Genomic DNA, 16,136 nt, shown 5'->3' with positions numbered 1-16,136 from the left:
GCCGGGGATGATGCAGCCGCCGTCCCGGGCGATGATCGCCTTGCGTTGCCCGTAGGAGAAGAAGCGTTGCTTGAGGTCGAAGGCGACGATTTCACCGGCGTCGTCGGCGAAGACGATCTTCTGCATCCCGCCGGCACAGACCAGGCGTTGCACGGTGCTGATCGACAGGGGCGCCTCGACCCCGTCCGCCCAGCCGACCCCGGTGCCGTCCAGCAGATCTTTCGCGTTCACGTGCACCATCACCAGTGGTGCCGCCCCGCCGAGTTTGGGTGTGCCGGCGTCCCGCGCGGCGGCGTCGAACACCCCGCGGAGGATGTCGGCACGTTTCTCGCCGCCCGTGCGGGTGTCGAGCGCCTCGAGCTGGTCGGCGCCGGGGATGACCTCGCCGGCGCCGGGGATGACCTCGCCGGCGTCGATCCGGGCCTGCTCCTCAGCCTCGTGCGTGGCCTGTTCCTCGGCGGTCGGGAACCGGCCGGGCTCCGCCGGAACCGGCTGCGAATGAGCCGAGGTTGAGTGAGCGCTCAAGTACGTGTCGAAGATCCCGTTCATCACCCCGCGGAGCTCCGGAGTGACCCCGCCGCGCAAGGGATACAGCCCGTCGCGGAATGGGCCGAAGCCGAAACTGCTGCGCACCTCCATCACCGTCCCCTCGGCCGGGGCGGAGCCGTCGGGGTCGAGGAGCGCCTTCCACTGCAGCACCTGCCCGCGGATCAGGTCGGCCGGGAACGCGAACCCGGCATTCGGCAAGCCCTCGTTCTCGGCCGTGACCGTGCCGGTCGCCGAGGCGACCAAACCGCGCTCGGCCGCATCGACGGCGTCCGGGGCGAGAAAGCTGGGCAAGTCGGTCAGCCCGGTGACGATCTGTTCGGCCGCATCGACCCCGATCGTCCCGGCGGTCAAAGCGTCGGCGACGACCGGGTACCGGGGTGGCAGGGTCGCGCCGACCACCTGGGTGATCCGGGTCTTCGCGCCGAGCCTGACCCGGCGTTTCGCCTCCCGGGCGGACACCCGGGTGACCATCGTGATCAGGTCGGTGCCGGTGGCGCAGCCGCGCGTGCGCGCCAGAGACTCGTTCTGGGTTCGGGTGTCCGAGCGCACGTCAATGTCGGCGGCGAGGGCGACCCGGCCGGCATCCGTCAACCGGCCGACCGCCTCCATCGACCCGAGCAGGGTCAACACGTCGTCGTCGGAACGCAGATGCGAGTCGAACCCGGCCATCACGCCCGCCATCAGCGTCGAAGTCAGGTCGAGCGTGTCAACGGTCGAGAACCCGGCCGCCATCATCGCGGAAAGCTCAAGGGTTTCAGTGGTCGAGAACCCAGATGTCAGAGCGGAAACCTGCGCCATGACCGCGGCCACCGGAGTGTCGGTGGTCGGGGTGATGATGAGGGAAACAGGCTCTGATTCCATGCTTCAATTCTCTCAAAACGGGAACAGGAATACGAGCATTTCTCAGGATCGGTGGATAACTTTTCTAACGTGTGTTCTGTGGAGGAGCGCAACGCGAACCTAAGGAGTAAGCCTCAGGACGGGTGAGTTCAGAGGTCGGCTCGCGGGATCTCGACAGGCTCGATCACCGGGGCCGCGTTCAGAGGTCGGCTCGCGGGATCTCGACAGGCTCGATCACCGAGGGGGCAAGTTCAGAGGCCGGCTCGCGGGATCTCGAGACGCGGCCTCCTGCGTCGGCTGCTCCTCGATCAACGAGGAGCAGACCAAAACACTAGGCAGTCGGTTCCCGCCCGTCGATCACACCAGCCACTTCGCCCGCACCGTGACCGCGGCATCCTCATACCCGAGTCGATCGTAGAAGCCGATGACCGCCTCATTTCCGGTGCGCACCATCAGTTGAATCTTGACCGCACCCTGGTCACGCAACCAGTCCTCTGCTGCCGCCATCAGTTGCACACCGATGCCCTGGCCACGTCGGTTCTCCTCGACGGCGAGATAGTAGACCCAGCCCCGGTGCCCGTCGTGGCCGACCATGACCGTGCCGATCAGGCATCCGTCGTCAAAGCCACCCAAAACCGTCGACGTCTCACCGTCGAGAGCTCGCCGAAAGTCGCCTTCCGGTGAATTCCACGGTCGGGTCAGGCCCGCGCTGTGCCAGAGGGCGGCCGCGTCGTCGGAGTCGGCAAGAGTGAGGCCGGTGATCTGCATCCCTCTATCCTGACCGACATCGCTCCGTGCGCGTGTCGTTCAGTCCGTCCGCAGGGAATCGCACCGCAGTGAACATGGGTCTGTTCCAGCGAACGAGGCGGCTAGCCTGGGAGAACGACAGCCCGTCCAGAGGCACGTTCGATGGCTGGGGCGCACACCGATGGAGTTTGAAATGGTCTCACCCCTGATGATGCGACAAGATGCCGCGCTCTGGACGCCCCTCGAATCTGAACGCCTGACCGTTCGTCGGCCGGTGGCCGGCGATAGGGCGAGCGCCATCGAGATCCACGTCGACCCCGCGACGAACGCTCATCATCCGGCGCCTGAATCGGTGACCGAGGAGAGTTCGGCAGCGCGGTTCGACGCAATGCTTCAGCATTGGAATCGTTACGGCTTCGGCGTGTGGGCCGTTGCTGAGCGTTCCCGGCCAACAGAGGTCATCGGCTTCACCGGGGTGACACATCGAGTGGTGCACGGGCGTGATGCGCTCAATCTGTACTACCGGTATCGCCCGAGCGCCTGGGGAAAGGGGTTCGCGCTTGAGGGGGCGAAGCTCGCTGTGGCGCAGTCAGTCGAACTGCTGCCCGGACTTCCGGTGACCGCGTACACCACGCCCGACAACGGTGGTTCGTTGAAGACTGCGCAGAAGGCCGGACTTGTGCGCGCACCGCAACTCGACGAAGTGCACGAGGGATACACCGACGTGTACCTGACGCTCGGCTGGTAGCCAGAGCAGGGGGCACAGAGCCCCCGTTCCGCTCGGCTACGGTTGAAAGGTGAATGAGACGCTTCCCCTGTGCCCCGAATGCTCCAGCGAACACGCCTACGAGATGGGTGCGCTTCTGGTCTGCCCGATGTGCGGCCACGAATGGGCGGCAACTTCGGCGGATGCCGACTCCGACGCCGATGAGGCAGCCGGAGAACGCGTCATCCGCGATGCCGTCGGCAATATTCTCGCCGACGGAGACACCGTCTCGGTGCTCAAAGACTTGAAAATCAAGGGCAGCTCCAACGTGATCAAGGTCGGCACGCGCGTGCGCGGCATCCGCTTGACCGATGGCGTTGGCGACCACGACATCGATTGCCGCATCGAAGGCGTGCAGATGCAGCTGAAGTCCAGCGTGGTGAAAAAGGTCTAACTGCTCAGCCGGAGCTGCGCGCGAGTGACGCCGCCAACACCGTCGCTCCGATCAAGGCTGATGCTCCGCGCAGCAGATTTGAGCGGCTCCAGCGCCGGTCAAAGCGGCGCCAAGCCCCGGCGACGTCCCGATCCCCAGCGTTCAGCCGGCCAAGCGAATTGTTCAGCGGCACATTGCTCACGACCGTGATTCCAAATGCCGCGATGGCCAGACCGGCGCCGATGATTCGCCCCAACCCGGCGTCGGCAGAGCCGTCACCCATGAGGTCAGCGACGAGCACCGCTGCCGCCGTTGCTGCGCTCCCGAAGAACACGACCATAAATGGCAATCGCACGGCTGCGACGTTGATCCGCTGCATCGCGACGACCGATTCGGCGGCAGGAAGCGTACGGAGCACGGGCATAACCATGGCGGAGAATGCCAGGTAGACGCCTCCGGCTGCTCCGGCCGTCACTGCCGCAATGGTCGTTGTTGTGTCAAGGATGCTGTTCATGGCCCCAGTAAAGTCGCCCCCACGAGTAGTTTCCATGGTTGAAGCGCGACATTTGATACGCGTTCGTCTAGTCTCTGGGGCATGGACCCGCTTTCTCATCTGCTCGACGGGCCGCGCGCCAGCCGTGCTTTCGCTCTGCGCGTGACAATGGATGCGCCGTGGTCGATCCACGTGCGCGACCGGGCGCCGCTCACACTCATGGCGGTACTGGCGGGGCACGCGTGGCTTGTCGCCGACGGCGAAAGTCTCGAGCTCGTGCCCGGCGACGTCGCCATTGTGCGCGGACCCGAACCGTATCTCGTCGCCGACGATCCGTTGCGCGCCCCGATGGTGATTGTGCATCCCGGCCAGCGCTGCACCACACCAGTTGGCGACGAGGTCACCCTCAGCATGACGCAGGGGGTGCGCACCTGGGGAAACGTCGCGGCCGGCGAAACGACCTTGCTCATCGGCACCTATGAGACGGATGCCGAGGTCAGCTCCCTGGTCACCGCGGCACTCCCACGCGTCGCCACGGTACCGGCCGGACAGATTGAGCCGGCACTCCTTCAGATCCTGAACACCGAGATCACGACCGCGGCTCCGGCGCAGAGTGCCGCCATCGACCGGCTCCTCGACGTGCTCCTGGTTCACGCTGTGCGGGCGTGGACGCAGTTGCACCCGGAGCAAGCCTCAGGCTGGTTGGCCGGCAGCACTGACCCGCTCGTGGCCAGCGCACTTGATCTGTTGCATGAGGCTCCGGCCGCGACCTGGACGGTCGAGACTCTGGCCCGCGACCTCAACGTCTCGCGGGCTACCCTGGCCGGGCGATTTCGCCGCGTCATCGGTGAGCCGCCGATGGCCTACCTGACCAAGTGGCGGATGATGCTTGCGAGTGAATCTCTGGCAGATCCGCGGGTGACGACCGCTCAGATCGCCACCGACGTCGGCTACGGCAGCCCGTTCGCCCTGAGCACTGCATTCAAACGACAGTTTGGCGTCAGCCCGACCGAGTACCGCCGCCGCCGCTTTCAGGCCTAGATGTACTGACCGGACAAGTTGATCAATCATCGGCCAACCGTCATCGACAACGAGGCGGGGCGACCTTCAGCCGGTGGCGCGGTGTGAGAGCAGCGTTTGGGTGGGTCATGAATTCCCTCGGAGGCGGAATAGGGCCAGCCGGATTCGGCTGGCCCCTTCAGGTTGTGCGTGCACTTCAGTTCGTTCGAGAAGCCTCTGACTGAATGGCCTTGGCGAGGTCGCGGGGGCTGCTCCACATAGGCCAATGGCCCGTCGGGAGGTCAATGACGTCGAGGTGTTCAAGGTTCGCGACTTCAGTGAACATGGGATGACCGGTTTGGGCCAGCTCTAACACCTGCGCACTAGGGATTGAGCAACAGATCAGGGTCGTCCGGACCTTGCGGCGGGCGTCGTTGGTGAGCTCGATGGGCTGACGAAGCACGGGACCGGGCTCAGGGACGGCTCGGGCCCGAAACTGCTCGAGGACCTCTTTGGTCAGGCCTTCGAGGCTCGCCTGCTGTGCGAGGACGTCGAAGGGCGGCAGCGGAAGCTCCTCCAACTCCTCCGGGAGGTCTGGGGCGAAGACACTTCCCGTCGCCACAGGGCCGGAGTCGACCCACACTACCCGGTGGACAAGCTCAGGGTATCGGTCCATGACGAGGCTGACGGGAGCGTTAGCCCCACTGTGAGCGACGAGAATTGCAGGCTGATTACCGTGTTGAGTAATGACGCCCAGGATTGCTTCAGCCTGGGCGTCGAGGGTTTTAGTCGCACGCTCAGGGTCGTGCGCGTCGAGACCGGGCAGGGTCATCGCGATGGCACGAGGATGGTCGGTTTTCAGGTGTTCAAGAACTTCATCCCACGCCCAAGCGCCCAGCCAGTGGCCGGCGATGAGAATGATGGTCGGACTGCTCATAGCGGTTGTCATGTCACAACCCTCGCAGGCCCTATGGACAATGGTATGTCACTATTTATGTCATGATTTATGTCATGAATTTGCCTGGGTCTGAGCAGTGAAGCGAGCAGAACGGCTCCATGCTCTTTCAGAGATGTTGCGCCGCAGCGGCGCGCGGGGGGTCTCCGCCGAACGGTTGGCGAGAGAGTTCGAGGTGTCCGTGCGCACAATCAAGAGAGACCTCGATGCGCTGGAGAACAGCGGTGCGCCACTATGGTCGCGCCCAGGTCCGGGCGGTGGCTACGGATTGGCTATCGGCGCGTCCCTGCCACCCGTCAGCCTGTCCCCAGCGCAGGCCGTGGCGCTCATGGCAGCCGTGTCCGCTGCACCCGATGCCCCCTACGCCGATCTGGCAGCAGCCGGTATCCAGAAGATCCTGGACGTCCTCGATCCCAGAACCCGAGCAAGAGCTGACGAGCTGGCCCGCCGTGTGTGGGTCAACGCGCTTCCCTCGTCCTCGCGCGCGATTAAGTCGGCACTGGAGGAGGGGATGGCCGAGCAGCGGGTAATCCGTATTCGCTACACATCGAGAGACGGGACCACGACCACCCGTGACATCGAGCCCGTGCTGTTCGCCTCCACGAACGGCCAGTGGTACTTGATTGGATGGTGCCGAATGCGCGACGCAATGCGATGGTTTACCGTGTCGCGCATCGAGCAGGCCACCGTAACTAAGGCGGCCTGCAGCGGCCACACCATCCGCGAGGTCGGAGAACCCCCAGCGAACGCCAGACCGGTACACGGTCGTGGCGAGTGAGCCACTCAATCAACGTCTCGGTCAGTACACCTAGACGACGGCGAATCGCTCGGACGAGCGAGCCTTCGCCTTGGCTGCCTCGACCTCACGATTCTTCGGTGGGGCTGTCGTCACGAGATCCTCAAGCAGATGCCGGGTGATGTGGGCGATCTCGGCGACTGCACTCTCAAACGCCGCCTCATTGGCCTTCGACGGCTTGCTTGAGCCGCTGATCTTCCGCACAAACTGCAGTGCTGCCGCATGCACCTCGTCATCCGTGGCGGCCGGCTCGAAGTTGTGCAGGGTATGGATGTTTCGGCACATGCATTAAGGCTAGCTAGCCGAGCGGACTTCGGGAAGGCTTCGGTGCGTCTCCACCGCTTCCTGCAGTTCCTCGGCGATCAGGTCGGCATTGATCGCAGCGCCGGCCACTAAACCGCCCGACGCCGCGGTGACAACCTGGGCGGTGAGATCCGTCAGATTTCCGGCCACCCACACCCCGGGCATCTGGGTCAAGCCCCTCGCATCCGACTCGACGAAGGTTCCGATCCCACGTGGGTCAGCGCTGACGGCCAGGCCGAGGCTCTTGACCACGGTCGTGCGGGCCGTGAAGTTTGGCGCCACGACCAGTGCCTGAAGCGGATGCACCGAGCCGTCGCTCAGAACTGCGGCACTGAGCGTTCCATCGGTCGTTCTGACCGACTCGACAATTCCGCCGACCACCTTGATTCCCCGGGCGGCGAGCTGCTCAATCTGCTCGGCGGTCAGAGCCGGCGCGGTGTGAGAAAAGAACGTGATCTGCGCGCTCAGCTGTCGAAACATCATCGCCTGGTGCATAGCCGTCGGGCCCGTCGCGAGGATTCCGATCGACTGGTCCCGCACCTCCCAGCCGTGGCAGTACGGGCAGTGCAACACGTCGATGCCCCAGCGTTCCCGCAGGCCGGCGACATCCGGAAGCTCGTCGACGAGCCCCGACGCAAGCAGCAGGCGGCGCGCACGGATGCGGGTGCCATCGTCAAGAAAAACGGTGAAGCCATTTTCGTCACGGCTCGCACGCGAGGCGGTTCCCGAGACGATGTCAGCGCCGAAGGTCAGGGCTTCTTCCCGCCCAATCCGCACCAACTCCGCCGGAGCAATGCCGTCGCGAGTGAGAAGGTTGTGCACCCCGGCGGCCGGGGCGTTGCGCGGTTCGCCCGCGTCGATGACCATGACCCGGCGACGGGCGCGCCCCAGCGCCACCGCCGCGCTCAACCCGGCGGCCCCTCCGCCGATGATGACCGCGTCGTATTGGCCCATTGCCTCGCCAGTCTTCTGCTCCTGCGTGCCCGGTTCTTGTGTGCTGTTCGTCATTGTGACCTCCTCATTCATCGTCGGCCGGTTCGGCCTGGGTGGCAAGTTTCGTTGCCGATCTGGCAAAGTGGCTGCATGGATGATTCGACCGAAGAAGTGCTCACCGCTGTCGGGCCTCGGCTGAAGGCGCTGCGCATCGCCCGCCATGAGACGCTGGCCGATCTCTCCACCGCCACCGGAATCTCCGTCAGCACACTCTCGCGACTCGAATCCGGGCAGCGGCGCCCGAATCTCGAACTGCTCCTGCCGCTCGCCCGGGCACACGGTGTTCCGCTCGATGAACTGGTCGGCGCGCCGGCAACCGGCGATCCCCGCATCCACATCCGTCCGATCTCACGCAAAGGCCGCACAATTCTGCCGCTCAGCCGTGGAGCAGGTGGGCTCCAGGCGTTCAAGACCGTGATTCCCGCTGGAGCACCGGAGACCAACGTCGTCACGCAGGTGCACGAAGGCTACGAGTGGATGTACGTGTTGCGGGGCCGACTTCGGCTCGTCCTCGGCGAGCTCGACTTCGTTCTCCCTGCCGGGGAGGCGGCCGAGTTCGACACCCGCACCCCGCACTGGTTCGGGCGCGCCGACGCCGAGGGCGTCGAGTTTCTGAGCCTGTTCGGTCGCCAGGGCGAACGGATGCACGTACGCGCCCGGCCGGGTAAGGACTGATCGGGCCAGCTGGTGCGCGGGCCGACCGTGCCCGCYGCCACTCGAGCCCGCTCCACGCCATCCCGAATCAAACCGGTCGTCACCAATGACAAGATTGAATAATGACCGCAACACTCGTGGCCCAAGGCCTGGCCGGCGGGTACGGCCACCGTACCCTCTTCGATTCGCTTGATCTCACCGTCGCCCCGGGCGACGTCGTCGGAGTCGTCGGCGCGAACGGCGCCGGAAAATCAACGCTGCTCCGACTGCTCGCCGGCATCGACGAGCCGCAGGCCGGCACAATCACGCTGTCTCCCGCCGATGCTTTCGTCGGCTGGTTGCCTCAGGAGCACGAACGCGTCGCCGGCGAGACGATCGCCGACTATGTCGCGCGTCGCACCGGTTGCGCCGAAGCGACCCGTGACATGGATGCCGCGGCGGCAGCCCTCGGCGATCCCTCGCTGGCGGCAGAGGGCGCCGACCCGGCGGATGTCTACTCGTCCGCTCTTGACCGCTGGCTCGCGAGCGGCGCCGCCGACCTCGACGAACGCCTCCCGGTCGTACTGGCCGACCTCGGACTCGAGCTCGGCACCGACATCGCCGAGAACGCCCTGATGACCTCCCTCTCCGGCGGCCAGGCGGCGCGCGTCGGGCTGGCCGCCCTCCTGCTGTCCCGTTTCGACATCGTGCTGCTCGACGAGCCCACCAACGACCTCGACCTCGACGGCCTCGAACGACTCGAGACCTTCGTGCGGGGTCTCCGCGGAGGCGTCGTGCTCGTCAGCCACGACCGTGAGTTTCTGGCGCGCTGCGTGACCCGAGTGCTGGAACTCGATATCGCGCAGGGCGCCAATCGTGTGTTCGGCGGCGGCTACGACTCCTACCTCGAGGAGCGCGCCACGAACCGTCGGCACCAGCGCGAGAAGTATGACGAGTTCGCCGACAAAAAGGCCGACCTCGTTTCGCGGGCGCGAACCCAGCGCGAATGGTCGAGCCAGGGCGTGCGCAACGCCATGAAGAAAGCGCCGGACAACGACAAAATCAGGCGCAAGGCATCCGTCGAGTCGAGCGAGAAGCAGGCCCAGAAGGTGCGCCAGATGGAGAGCCGGATCGCCCGTCTCGATGAGGTCGAGGAACCTCGCAAAGAGTGGCAGCTCGAGTTCACCATCGGTTCAGCGCCCCGCTCGAGCTCGGTCGTGTCGACGCTCAGCAATGCCGTCTTCCGGCAGGGCTCCTTCACGCTCGGCCCGGTCTCCCTGCAGGTGAACGCGGGGGAGCGGATCGGAATCACCGGCCCGAACGGTGCGGGAAAGTCGACCCTGCTGCGGGCACTGCTCGGCCAGCAGCAGCCGGACGAGGGCATCGCAAGCCTCGGTGCCAGCGTGAAGATCGGCGAAATCGACCAGGCCCGCTCGCTGCTCGCCGGCTCCCAGCCGCTCGCGGTGAGCTTCGAAGAACTTGTTCCCGACTTGGCGTCGGGCGAAGTGCGCACGTTGCTGGCGAAGTTCGGCCTGAAGGCCGATCACGTGAACCGCCCGGTCGACGAGCTGTCGCCGGGGGAGCGCACCCGCGCCGGACTGGCCCTGCTCCAGGCGCGCGGCATCAACCTGCTCGTGCTCGACGAGCCGACGAACCACCTCGACCTGGCGGCGATCGAACAGCTCGAGCAGGCGCTGGAGTCCTACGACGGCACGCTGCTGCTGGTCACTCACGACCGACGGATGCTTGCCACGGTTCAGACCGACCGGCACTGGCGAGTCGAGGCCGGCCAGGTCAGCGAGCTGTAGCCCGGAGGCTGACGGAGCCTAGCGCCCCTGGCGCTTCTTGAACGGCTTTGGCTGGCCCTTCACGGCGGGAGTGCGACCCTTGCCCTTCGAGGCCTTGGCCTTGCCTCCGGCCGGAACGACCTGCTTCTTCGCCGGGGCGGGAGCAGCGGCGAGCTCCTCCTTCGCTTCGGCGAGAAAGAGGTTGCCGATCTTGGTCAATCGGGTTCCGTTGTCGTCGCGGGTGAAGAGCGGATGCCCGACCTCGGTTTCGAGTTTCTCGATCGACGAGTAGAGCGAGGCGAGGGGAATGTTGAGCTTGTCGGCCGCGCGCGGAAAGTGCAACTCCTCGGCGACTGCGACGAAGTTCCGAAGCAGGGTGATGTTCACGGAGTGCCTTTCTGTAGTCCGCGCGAATCGCGGCCCCCTCTAGGCTACGCGTCTCAGGCCGAGTGTTCGTCCGGTTGAGGAGGCCGTCGCGGCCGCTCGCTCCTCGACCACCGAAGTGGCAGGATGTGCGCATGATCGAAATCTCGGACGAAGAGTTCGAAAAAATGGTCGTCGAAGAATACGACGCCATCCCCGACGACATGGTCGGCGAGCTCGAGAACGTGGCAATCCTGGTGGAAAACCAGCCGATCGGCGAACGGCCACGACTCTTCGGGCTGTACACCGGGCATCCGCTCACGAACCGGGGAATGTACGGCTACGGTGAGTTGCCCGACCGCATCACGCTCTACAAGAACAACATCCAGGAGCACAGCGACACCCTCGAGCAGCTGCGTCAACGCGTGCGCATCACCCTCGTGCACGAGATCGGCCACTACTACGGGCTGAACGACGCGAAACTCCGAGAGCTCGGCTGGGCCTAGTCTCGTCGTCGGCCAGAGCGCCTCGCCGTCAGGCGCGCGAGTTGTAGAGCTCCCGCGCTCGTGCGACGTCGACGGCGGCCCCGTCATCGATCAGCAGAAACGACTCGGTTTGCCACTTTTGGGTGGCAGCGGCCTGACGGCTCGTCGTGGCGACCCAGCTCGGGTACACCCGAAAGCCGCGCTTGCCCCCGATCCCGCCGACCGACATGACCCCGCGCTCGCGCAGCGTCTCGCGTGAAAACACGAACTGCCCGAATCGATCGCCCTCGCGCACCGAGATGGCGAGCACATCACAGTGGTCTGCGCTGTCGAACGGATGCGTGGCGCCATCGGCCCCGCGCTTCCAGACCGCGACGAACAGACCATTCTTGGTCGGGGTGAGCTTCGCGACTCGCGACATGACGTCGAGGCCGTCGAGCTGAAAACTGACCGAGCCATACTGCGCGTTCTCATCCTCGACGTTCGGATCACCGCAGACGAATCCGCACGGGTCGTAGACCAGCGTTTTCACCGCGACGAGATCAGCGGGAACTCCCGCACCGGTCGCCCAGAAATCGCCGCTGACATTCATCGAATTCGCATTACTCACACGATCAATCCTCGCCGACCCTGTTCGCCGACCTTGACACGTGCGGTCGAGTTTGCCTGGCAGACCGGGGAAACTCGACCGCAGTGCTCAAACTCGGCGGGGTGAATGGGGCGAAGAAGCAAATGCCGTCGTCCGCGTCGCTGCACGGTACCGATCCCACGACGCCTTGCATGCCTGCGCGATCCGGTCCACGCGCTGTGGATCAGGATCTACCCATCCGGTTCCCGGCTGCATGATCGCCCGGGTGTTGGCGCGGCCGAGCAGGTACTCCCGCCGAAACTCGGCCTGCACGGCGCTGAGCACGAGGCCGGCGGCATCCGCCACCGGGGCGAGTTCGCGAAAGCGAGCGCCGGCCCGGATGATCTCGAATCCACCGAGGTACGGCTTGTTGAGCGCCACTGCCTCGGGGGAGTCGACGGCGAAACCGATTCGGTGCGCAGCGGCGAGGCTGCGCATCAGATCGGGACGCATGGTCAGCGGGTCGTCGCCGCGCGACTCACCACGCGGCTCACCGTCGGCGTCACCCCGATTCGACAACGCGACGACGGACGGCAACCGGTCGGCTTCGTCGCGCGGAACGTCCACCGCGCCATCCGGTGTCGTCGTGTGGTTCATGGTGTCGTGGAACGACAGCGTACTGAAGCTGTGCGGGGTGTCACCGCCGCGGGCTCGTTCGAGTTTGATCTCAACGAAGCGTTCGATCAGGGCATCCCGGGTCGTCTCGTAGATGCCGACGCCGTGCGTGGCGACCTCGGTGAACGTGTCGGCCAGCCGGTTCAGGGCGGCCGCGTCAACCGGCGGGAGAAGCAGCGGAAAATTCGAGAAGGTGACGGGCCGCACCCCGTCGACACCGCTCAGATCGACGGGGTTGCCCGCTCCGGCCTCTGCGACCCGGGCGAAGGCCTCCCTCAACGTGGCACGCAGGTCGGCGGGCTTCTCCCGATTGGGGTCGCGGACCATCCGTGGATGCGGGTTTTCAACGTAAACGATGCGCGGATCGATCTCCGCCCAGCGCCGCACGATCGCGCTGGTCGAATGATCGGAAAAGTCGAACTGCAGCCGGCGCGTGAACGCGGGATGCAGAAACTGTGCCAATTCCTCGGGAATCGCCGCGCCCGCATGCGGGCAGCTGACCAACAAATCCGCCTCTTCGATCGCCTGCTCGAGGTCGCGGTCATCGGGGTCGGCGTAGAAGGTGATGTCGGATGCCGTGAACACGGTTCCGACCGGAATCAAGAGTGGAGCGCCTGCGTCCGTCATAGCTCTGAGACTATCCAGGCGGGCCGGCGAAGGGGAGGGGTGGCTGACGATCTTTCAGGATGCAAAGAAATACTTGCAAACAACTCTTTGCAACGCTATCTTTGCATTATGGACAAGGACACTCAGCCTGAGATACGCGCCAGTCGTCAGCTGGACATGGAGAGCCTGAAAGCACTGGCGCACCCCCTCCGGGTGAAGATTCTCGACACGTTGTCGACCTACGGTGATTTCACTGCCAGTGGCCTAGCCGAGCGACTGGGGGAGTCGAGCGGGTCGACCAGCTACCACCTGCGTCAACTCGAGCGCCACGGATTCGTGCGGGAGGTCGCGGGCAAGGGCACCGGTCGCGAGCGCTGGTGGGCTCGTGTGCCGGGGGCGATCAACCTCGACTCGAGCGAGCTATTCGACAGCCCAGCGAACCGGGCCGTCACCCAGACCGTCGTGCGCGAGTTGGAAAGAAGCCGATCTAGCCTGCTCAGCGATTTTCAGGAGCGGGGTTTGGATCTGGTCCCGCATGAGTGGTTGGCCGGCAGCGTGATCTCCACGGTGAACCTCAAGCTGACGACTGAACAACTCAAGGAAATCTCACAGCAGTGGGACCGCTTCGTCGAAGCGCACATCGATCAGTATCGCGGCCAGACCGGCCCGCACCTGCGCCCCGTGCAGATTCACTTCAACGCGTTCCCCGTTGTTGACGGGGAGGAGAGTGTGTGACCACCATGACCGCATCAGTCACTCCGACTCAGTATCGGTTCATCGACCCTCAACCTCGGTTCATTGACCGTTTCATCGTCAAGCTGAGCCTCGCGATGCTCGACTGGGCGCGCAGGCGGGCCGATCGGGCATCCATCAGTCGCGAGCAGCACGATCGACTGCTCAGGCGGGCCACTGAAATCCAGCGGCGCGAACACGATTCGGCCAAGCGAGCCGCCCGCGTCATCTAGCCTTCCTGATCAGTTGTCCGGCGGGGTTTGAGTCTCTGCCCATGCTGAGACGCGGCGTGCGCTCTCTTCCTCGGAGACGTCTTCAACCCGTGTCATGATCGACCAACGGACTCCAAAAGGATCACGGATACTCGCGAACCGGTCTCCGGACACGAATGTGCTCAGCGGCTCGCGGATGAGTGCGCCGGCGGCTTCCGCTCGTCGCACCACGGCATCTACATCCTCGCGGTACAGGCCAAGGGAGTAGCAGTCGCCATCACCGGCGGGAGCAGGCACCAAACCGTAGACGGCGTTTGGTTCGCCAAGCTGCAATCGCCCGTGACCGAAATCGAGTTCGGCGTGGACGACGACGCCGCCCATTTCAACAACGTCCACCACCCGCGCTCCGAACACGTCGCGGTAGAACTCGACCGCTTCTTTGGCCCGAGCGAGCGTCAAGAACGGTGTCAAGCTGGATGATCCATTCGGGACGCCGTGGGTGGTGTGCTTGCCGTGCGCGGCTACGGTGTGGATGGTGTGTTCAGTCATGACTTCAATCTAGAAGCCGATGAAAAGCTTCGCTTGATGATTCACGACAGTATCAGCGTGACATGTAGGGGGTCAGTGTGAAGAATGAATGGCGCGGGACTCTCTACCCGGCACGGCTGCCGACGCTGCACCGACTTCCTGCGCCCGTAGGAGTTTCGGGCTTGGTGCGTTGGTTCTGGATCCCTGAATGGGACATCGCGCCGGGTCGAGTTTCACGGCAAGAGCTTCTCCCGTTTCCAGCCTGCAACCTGGTTGTTGATCCGGAATTCGTCGGATTCTCCGGCCCTTCGACACGGCGATCGTTTCGAGACCTTGAGGGCCGAGGATGGGCAGTTGGCGCGCTACTGCGCCCCGCCGCCGTGCCCCACTTCGTTGCAAGACCGAGGGAGGTGCGTGACTCCTCTATAGAGTTCAACGCACCAGATCTGCGCGCGGCGGTCACCACAGCTATGACCRCTGACCGCGATGGTGAGTCACGTCGTGGTCCGGCCGTTTCTGCCTTCAGCGCTTGGGTCGTCGATAACATTGGCGCGCCAACACCCGAGGGCACCATGGCCAACGCCCTGGCAGACCTCATTGACAGCGATCCTTCGATCACCCGCGTCGAACACGTGGCCGAACGACTCAGCTTGTCAGTGCGAACAGTGCAACGACTGGCCGAGCGCTATTTCGGACTCCCACCCCTCACCTTGATCCGACGACGTCGACTCCAAGAGGCTGCGGAACTGCTCCGCACCGAACCCCGCATATCCGTCGCCGCCATCGCGGCGGTACTCGGATACGCTGACCACGCGCACCTCGCGAATGAATTCCGCGACACCCTCGGTCTCACGGCCAGCAGTTATCGACGAAGCAATCCTGGCACTCGATAGTCCTCGTCCTGACTGTCCGATTCAAGGCTCTCGGACCAGAGGATCGACATCGTGAGTGCGTCGACATCGTCGCCGTCAAATCATTCGCCCGTCATGCACGATCCTGGTCGCCACACTTGTCTGGCGCGGGGTGGATCCGACGCATGGCAAGGTGTAAACCGGTGGCATGGTCCGGATCACGAACACCATCGATATCGACGCGTCGACCGAGCAGGTCTATTCGGCCCTCCGAACTCTCGACGCCTACCCGACCTGGCTCAGGCACTCAACCGTGTACCACGGAACGAAGATGCCAACGCCTCAGGCGGGAGCAACACTCACCTATGAAGACTCGACCATGGTCGGTCGAATGCGCGGCGAACTCATCGAAGACGTGCCCGATCACGCGCTGCAATTTCACCAGAGCAAGCCGTCCGGCAGCCTGGATGCTCTCATCCGCTACGACCTGGACGCCGCTGAAACAGGCACACACCTCACCCGGGTCGGTGAGCTGACGACCCACGGGATGCTCCGCATGGTGCAGCCGATCCTGCTGCGAATGGCTGCCGCCGAAAGCGAGCGCACCATGAAGTCGCTGAAGACTCACTGTGAACACAGCACATGATTCACCGTCGCCGCTCGGCCGGCCTGACAACCGCCTCACCGTTTGGGTGCGAGCCCCGAATCTGCCGCTAGGCTGTGATCACAGTGTTTTTCGCACCTCCGCGACGAGCAATGCCCATAACTTAACAACTGGCCATCACGGTCGATGCGGGAGAATTCGACGTCGCAAGACGAGCGAACACCGAAGGAGCAATCCTCCCCGACAATCTCTCAGGTACGCGTACCGCATCGAACTGG

21 protein-coding genes and 1 riboswitch are annotated in these 16,136 nt (G+C 64.6%); of the genes, 11 read left to right on the top strand and 10 right to left on the bottom strand.

Annotation, left to right across the window (positions count from 1 at the left end; all coding sequences use genetic code 11):
• Together AB4Y63_RS13665 and AB4Y63_RS13660 are read right to left on the bottom strand one after the other, a co-directional pair.
• A partial coding sequence (locus AB4Y63_RS13665; protein ID WP_441791606.1) for a DUF222 domain-containing protein occupies positions 1 to 1,410 on the bottom strand: 1,410 nt, incomplete at its 3' end.
• Positions 1,411 to 1,746: 336 nt separating this feature from the next.
• Positions 1,747 to 2,157, bottom strand: a complete 411-nt coding sequence (locus AB4Y63_RS13660) for a GNAT family acetyltransferase (RefSeq protein WP_441791605.1) — start codon at positions 2,155 to 2,157, stop codon at positions 1,747 to 1,749.
• 172 nt (positions 2,158 to 2,329) lie between these two features.
• On the opposite strand from AB4Y63_RS13660, the gene AB4Y63_RS13655 reads away from it, so the two are divergent.
• Together AB4Y63_RS13655 and AB4Y63_RS13650 are read left to right on the top strand one after the other, a co-directional pair.
• The gene (locus AB4Y63_RS13655; RefSeq protein ID WP_441791604.1) at positions 2,330 to 2,884 is read left to right on the top strand and encodes a GNAT family N-acetyltransferase; all 555 of its coding nucleotides are present in this window, start codon (positions 2,330 to 2,332) and stop codon (positions 2,882 to 2,884) included.
• A 49-nt stretch (positions 2,885 to 2,933) separates the two neighbouring features.
• Entirely contained in the window at positions 2,934 to 3,296 is a 363-nt protein-coding gene (locus AB4Y63_RS13650; protein ID WP_441791603.1) for a zinc ribbon domain-containing protein YjdM, read from the top strand.
• Between the two features lie 4 nt (positions 3,297 to 3,300).
• Here the strand turns inward: AB4Y63_RS13650 and AB4Y63_RS13645 are convergent, their stop codons facing one another.
• Complete coding sequence (locus tag AB4Y63_RS13645) at positions 3,301 to 3,789, bottom strand: anthrone oxygenase family protein (protein ID WP_441791602.1); 489 nt, start codon at positions 3,787 to 3,789, stop codon at positions 3,301 to 3,303.
• Positions 3,790 to 3,870: 81 nt separating this feature from the next.
• On the opposite strand from AB4Y63_RS13645, the gene AB4Y63_RS13640 reads away from it, so the two are divergent.
• Positions 3,871 to 4,809 (top strand): AraC family transcriptional regulator, encoded by a 939-nt coding sequence (locus AB4Y63_RS13640; RefSeq protein WP_441791601.1) that lies wholly within the window; start codon positions 3,871 to 3,873, stop codon positions 4,807 to 4,809.
• Positions 4,810 to 4,984: 175 nt separating this feature from the next.
• Here the strand turns inward: AB4Y63_RS13640 and AB4Y63_RS13635 are convergent, their stop codons facing one another.
• The gene (locus AB4Y63_RS13635; protein WP_441791600.1) at positions 4,985 to 5,716 is read right to left on the bottom strand and encodes an alpha/beta fold hydrolase; all 732 of its coding nucleotides are present in this window, start codon (positions 5,714 to 5,716) and stop codon (positions 4,985 to 4,987) included.
• An 85-nt stretch (positions 5,717 to 5,801) separates the two neighbouring features.
• Here AB4Y63_RS13635 and AB4Y63_RS13630 point away from each other — a divergent pair, with 85 nt between their 5' ends.
• The gene (locus AB4Y63_RS13630) at positions 5,802 to 6,500 is read left to right on the top strand and encodes a helix-turn-helix transcriptional regulator (protein WP_441791599.1); all 699 of its coding nucleotides are present in this window, start codon (positions 5,802 to 5,804) and stop codon (positions 6,498 to 6,500) included.
• Positions 6,501 to 6,530: 30 nt separating this feature from the next.
• Here the strand turns inward: AB4Y63_RS13630 and AB4Y63_RS13625 are convergent, their stop codons facing one another.
• Both AB4Y63_RS13625 and AB4Y63_RS13620 read right to left on the bottom strand, forming a co-directional pair.
• Entirely contained in the window at positions 6,531 to 6,803 is a 273-nt protein-coding gene (locus tag AB4Y63_RS13625; RefSeq protein WP_441791598.1) for a DUF2277 domain-containing protein, read from the bottom strand.
• Between the two features lie 9 nt (positions 6,804 to 6,812).
• Positions 6,813 to 7,829 (bottom strand): NAD(P)/FAD-dependent oxidoreductase, encoded by a 1,017-nt coding sequence (locus tag AB4Y63_RS13620; RefSeq protein WP_441791597.1) that lies wholly within the window; start codon positions 7,827 to 7,829, stop codon positions 6,813 to 6,815.
• 75 nt (positions 7,830 to 7,904) lie between these two features.
• On the opposite strand from AB4Y63_RS13620, the gene AB4Y63_RS13615 reads away from it, so the two are divergent.
• Together AB4Y63_RS13615 and AB4Y63_RS13610 are read left to right on the top strand one after the other, a co-directional pair.
• On the top strand, positions 7,905 to 8,489 hold the full coding sequence (locus AB4Y63_RS13615) for a helix-turn-helix domain-containing protein (RefSeq protein ID WP_441791596.1): 585 nt from the start codon (positions 7,905 to 7,907) through the stop codon (positions 8,487 to 8,489).
• Between the two features lie 101 nt (positions 8,490 to 8,590).
• Positions 8,591 to 10,255 (top strand): ABC-F family ATP-binding cassette domain-containing protein, encoded by a 1,665-nt coding sequence (locus tag AB4Y63_RS13610; protein ID WP_441791595.1) that lies wholly within the window; start codon positions 8,591 to 8,593, stop codon positions 10,253 to 10,255.
• A gap of 18 nt (positions 10,256 to 10,273) precedes the next feature.
• Here AB4Y63_RS13610 and AB4Y63_RS13605 read toward each other — a convergent pair whose 3' ends face one another.
• A complete protein-coding gene (locus AB4Y63_RS13605; RefSeq protein WP_441791594.1) occupies positions 10,274 to 10,621 on the bottom strand; it encodes a helix-turn-helix domain-containing protein in 348 nt (115 codons plus the stop codon).
• Between the two features lie 131 nt (positions 10,622 to 10,752).
• Here AB4Y63_RS13605 and AB4Y63_RS13600 point away from each other — a divergent pair, with 131 nt between their 5' ends.
• A complete protein-coding gene (locus AB4Y63_RS13600) occupies positions 10,753 to 11,103 on the top strand; it encodes a metallopeptidase family protein (RefSeq protein WP_441791593.1) in 351 nt (116 codons plus the stop codon).
• A gap of 28 nt (positions 11,104 to 11,131) precedes the next feature.
• On the opposite strand, the gene AB4Y63_RS13595 is transcribed toward AB4Y63_RS13600, so the two are convergent.
• Both AB4Y63_RS13595 and AB4Y63_RS13590 read right to left on the bottom strand, forming a co-directional pair.
• Positions 11,132 to 11,692: a MepB family protein gene (locus AB4Y63_RS13595; protein ID WP_441791592.1), complete on the bottom strand. Its 561-nt coding sequence runs from the start codon at positions 11,690 to 11,692 to the stop codon at positions 11,132 to 11,134.
• An 87-nt stretch (positions 11,693 to 11,779) separates the two neighbouring features.
• A complete protein-coding gene (locus AB4Y63_RS13590) occupies positions 11,780 to 12,952 on the bottom strand; it encodes an N-formylglutamate amidohydrolase (RefSeq protein ID WP_441791591.1) in 1,173 nt (390 codons plus the stop codon).
• 108 nt (positions 12,953 to 13,060) lie between these two features.
• Here AB4Y63_RS13590 and AB4Y63_RS13585 point away from each other — a divergent pair, with 108 nt between their 5' ends.
• Positions 13,061 to 13,666 carry an ArsR/SmtB family transcription factor gene (locus tag AB4Y63_RS13585; RefSeq protein ID WP_441791590.1) on the top strand — a complete coding sequence of 202 codons (606 nt, stop codon included), beginning with the start codon at positions 13,061 to 13,063 and terminating at the stop codon, positions 13,664 to 13,666.
• Positions 13,663 to 13,896: a hypothetical protein gene (locus AB4Y63_RS13580; RefSeq protein ID WP_441791589.1), complete on the top strand. Its 234-nt coding sequence runs from the start codon at positions 13,663 to 13,665 to the stop codon at positions 13,894 to 13,896. Before AB4Y63_RS13585 ends, AB4Y63_RS13580 begins: the two co-directional genes overlap by 4 nt.
• A 9-nt stretch (positions 13,897 to 13,905) precedes the next feature.
• Here the strand turns inward: AB4Y63_RS13580 and AB4Y63_RS13575 are convergent, their stop codons facing one another.
• Positions 13,906 to 14,424, bottom strand: coding sequence for a VOC family protein (locus tag AB4Y63_RS13575; RefSeq protein ID WP_441791588.1), 519 nt, complete (start codon positions 14,422 to 14,424; stop codon positions 13,906 to 13,908).
• A 77-nt stretch (positions 14,425 to 14,501) separates the two neighbouring features.
• Here AB4Y63_RS13575 and AB4Y63_RS13570 point away from each other — a divergent pair, with 77 nt between their 5' ends.
• Positions 14,502 to 15,296 carry a helix-turn-helix domain-containing protein gene (locus AB4Y63_RS13570; protein ID WP_441791587.1) on the top strand — a complete coding sequence of 265 codons (795 nt, stop codon included), beginning with the start codon at positions 14,502 to 14,504 and terminating at the stop codon, positions 15,294 to 15,296.
• A gap of 166 nt (positions 15,297 to 15,462) precedes the next feature.
• Positions 15,463 to 15,900 (top strand): SRPBCC family protein, encoded by a 438-nt coding sequence (locus tag AB4Y63_RS13565; RefSeq protein WP_441791586.1) that lies wholly within the window; start codon positions 15,463 to 15,465, stop codon positions 15,898 to 15,900.
• A gap of 137 nt (positions 15,901 to 16,037) precedes the next feature.
• A riboswitch (glycine riboswitch) is annotated at positions 16,038 to 16,135 on the top strand.
• The last annotated feature ends 1 nt before the right edge of the window (position 16,136 follow it).

Origin of the sequence: Leifsonia sp. YAF41 (assembly GCF_052113185.1) — a bacterium.
Classification (GTDB): Bacteria; Actinomycetota; Actinomycetes; order Actinomycetales; family Microbacteriaceae; genus Cryobacterium.
Note: the sequence above shows the minus strand (reverse complement) of the source record. Positions and strands in the feature narration are given on the sequence as shown.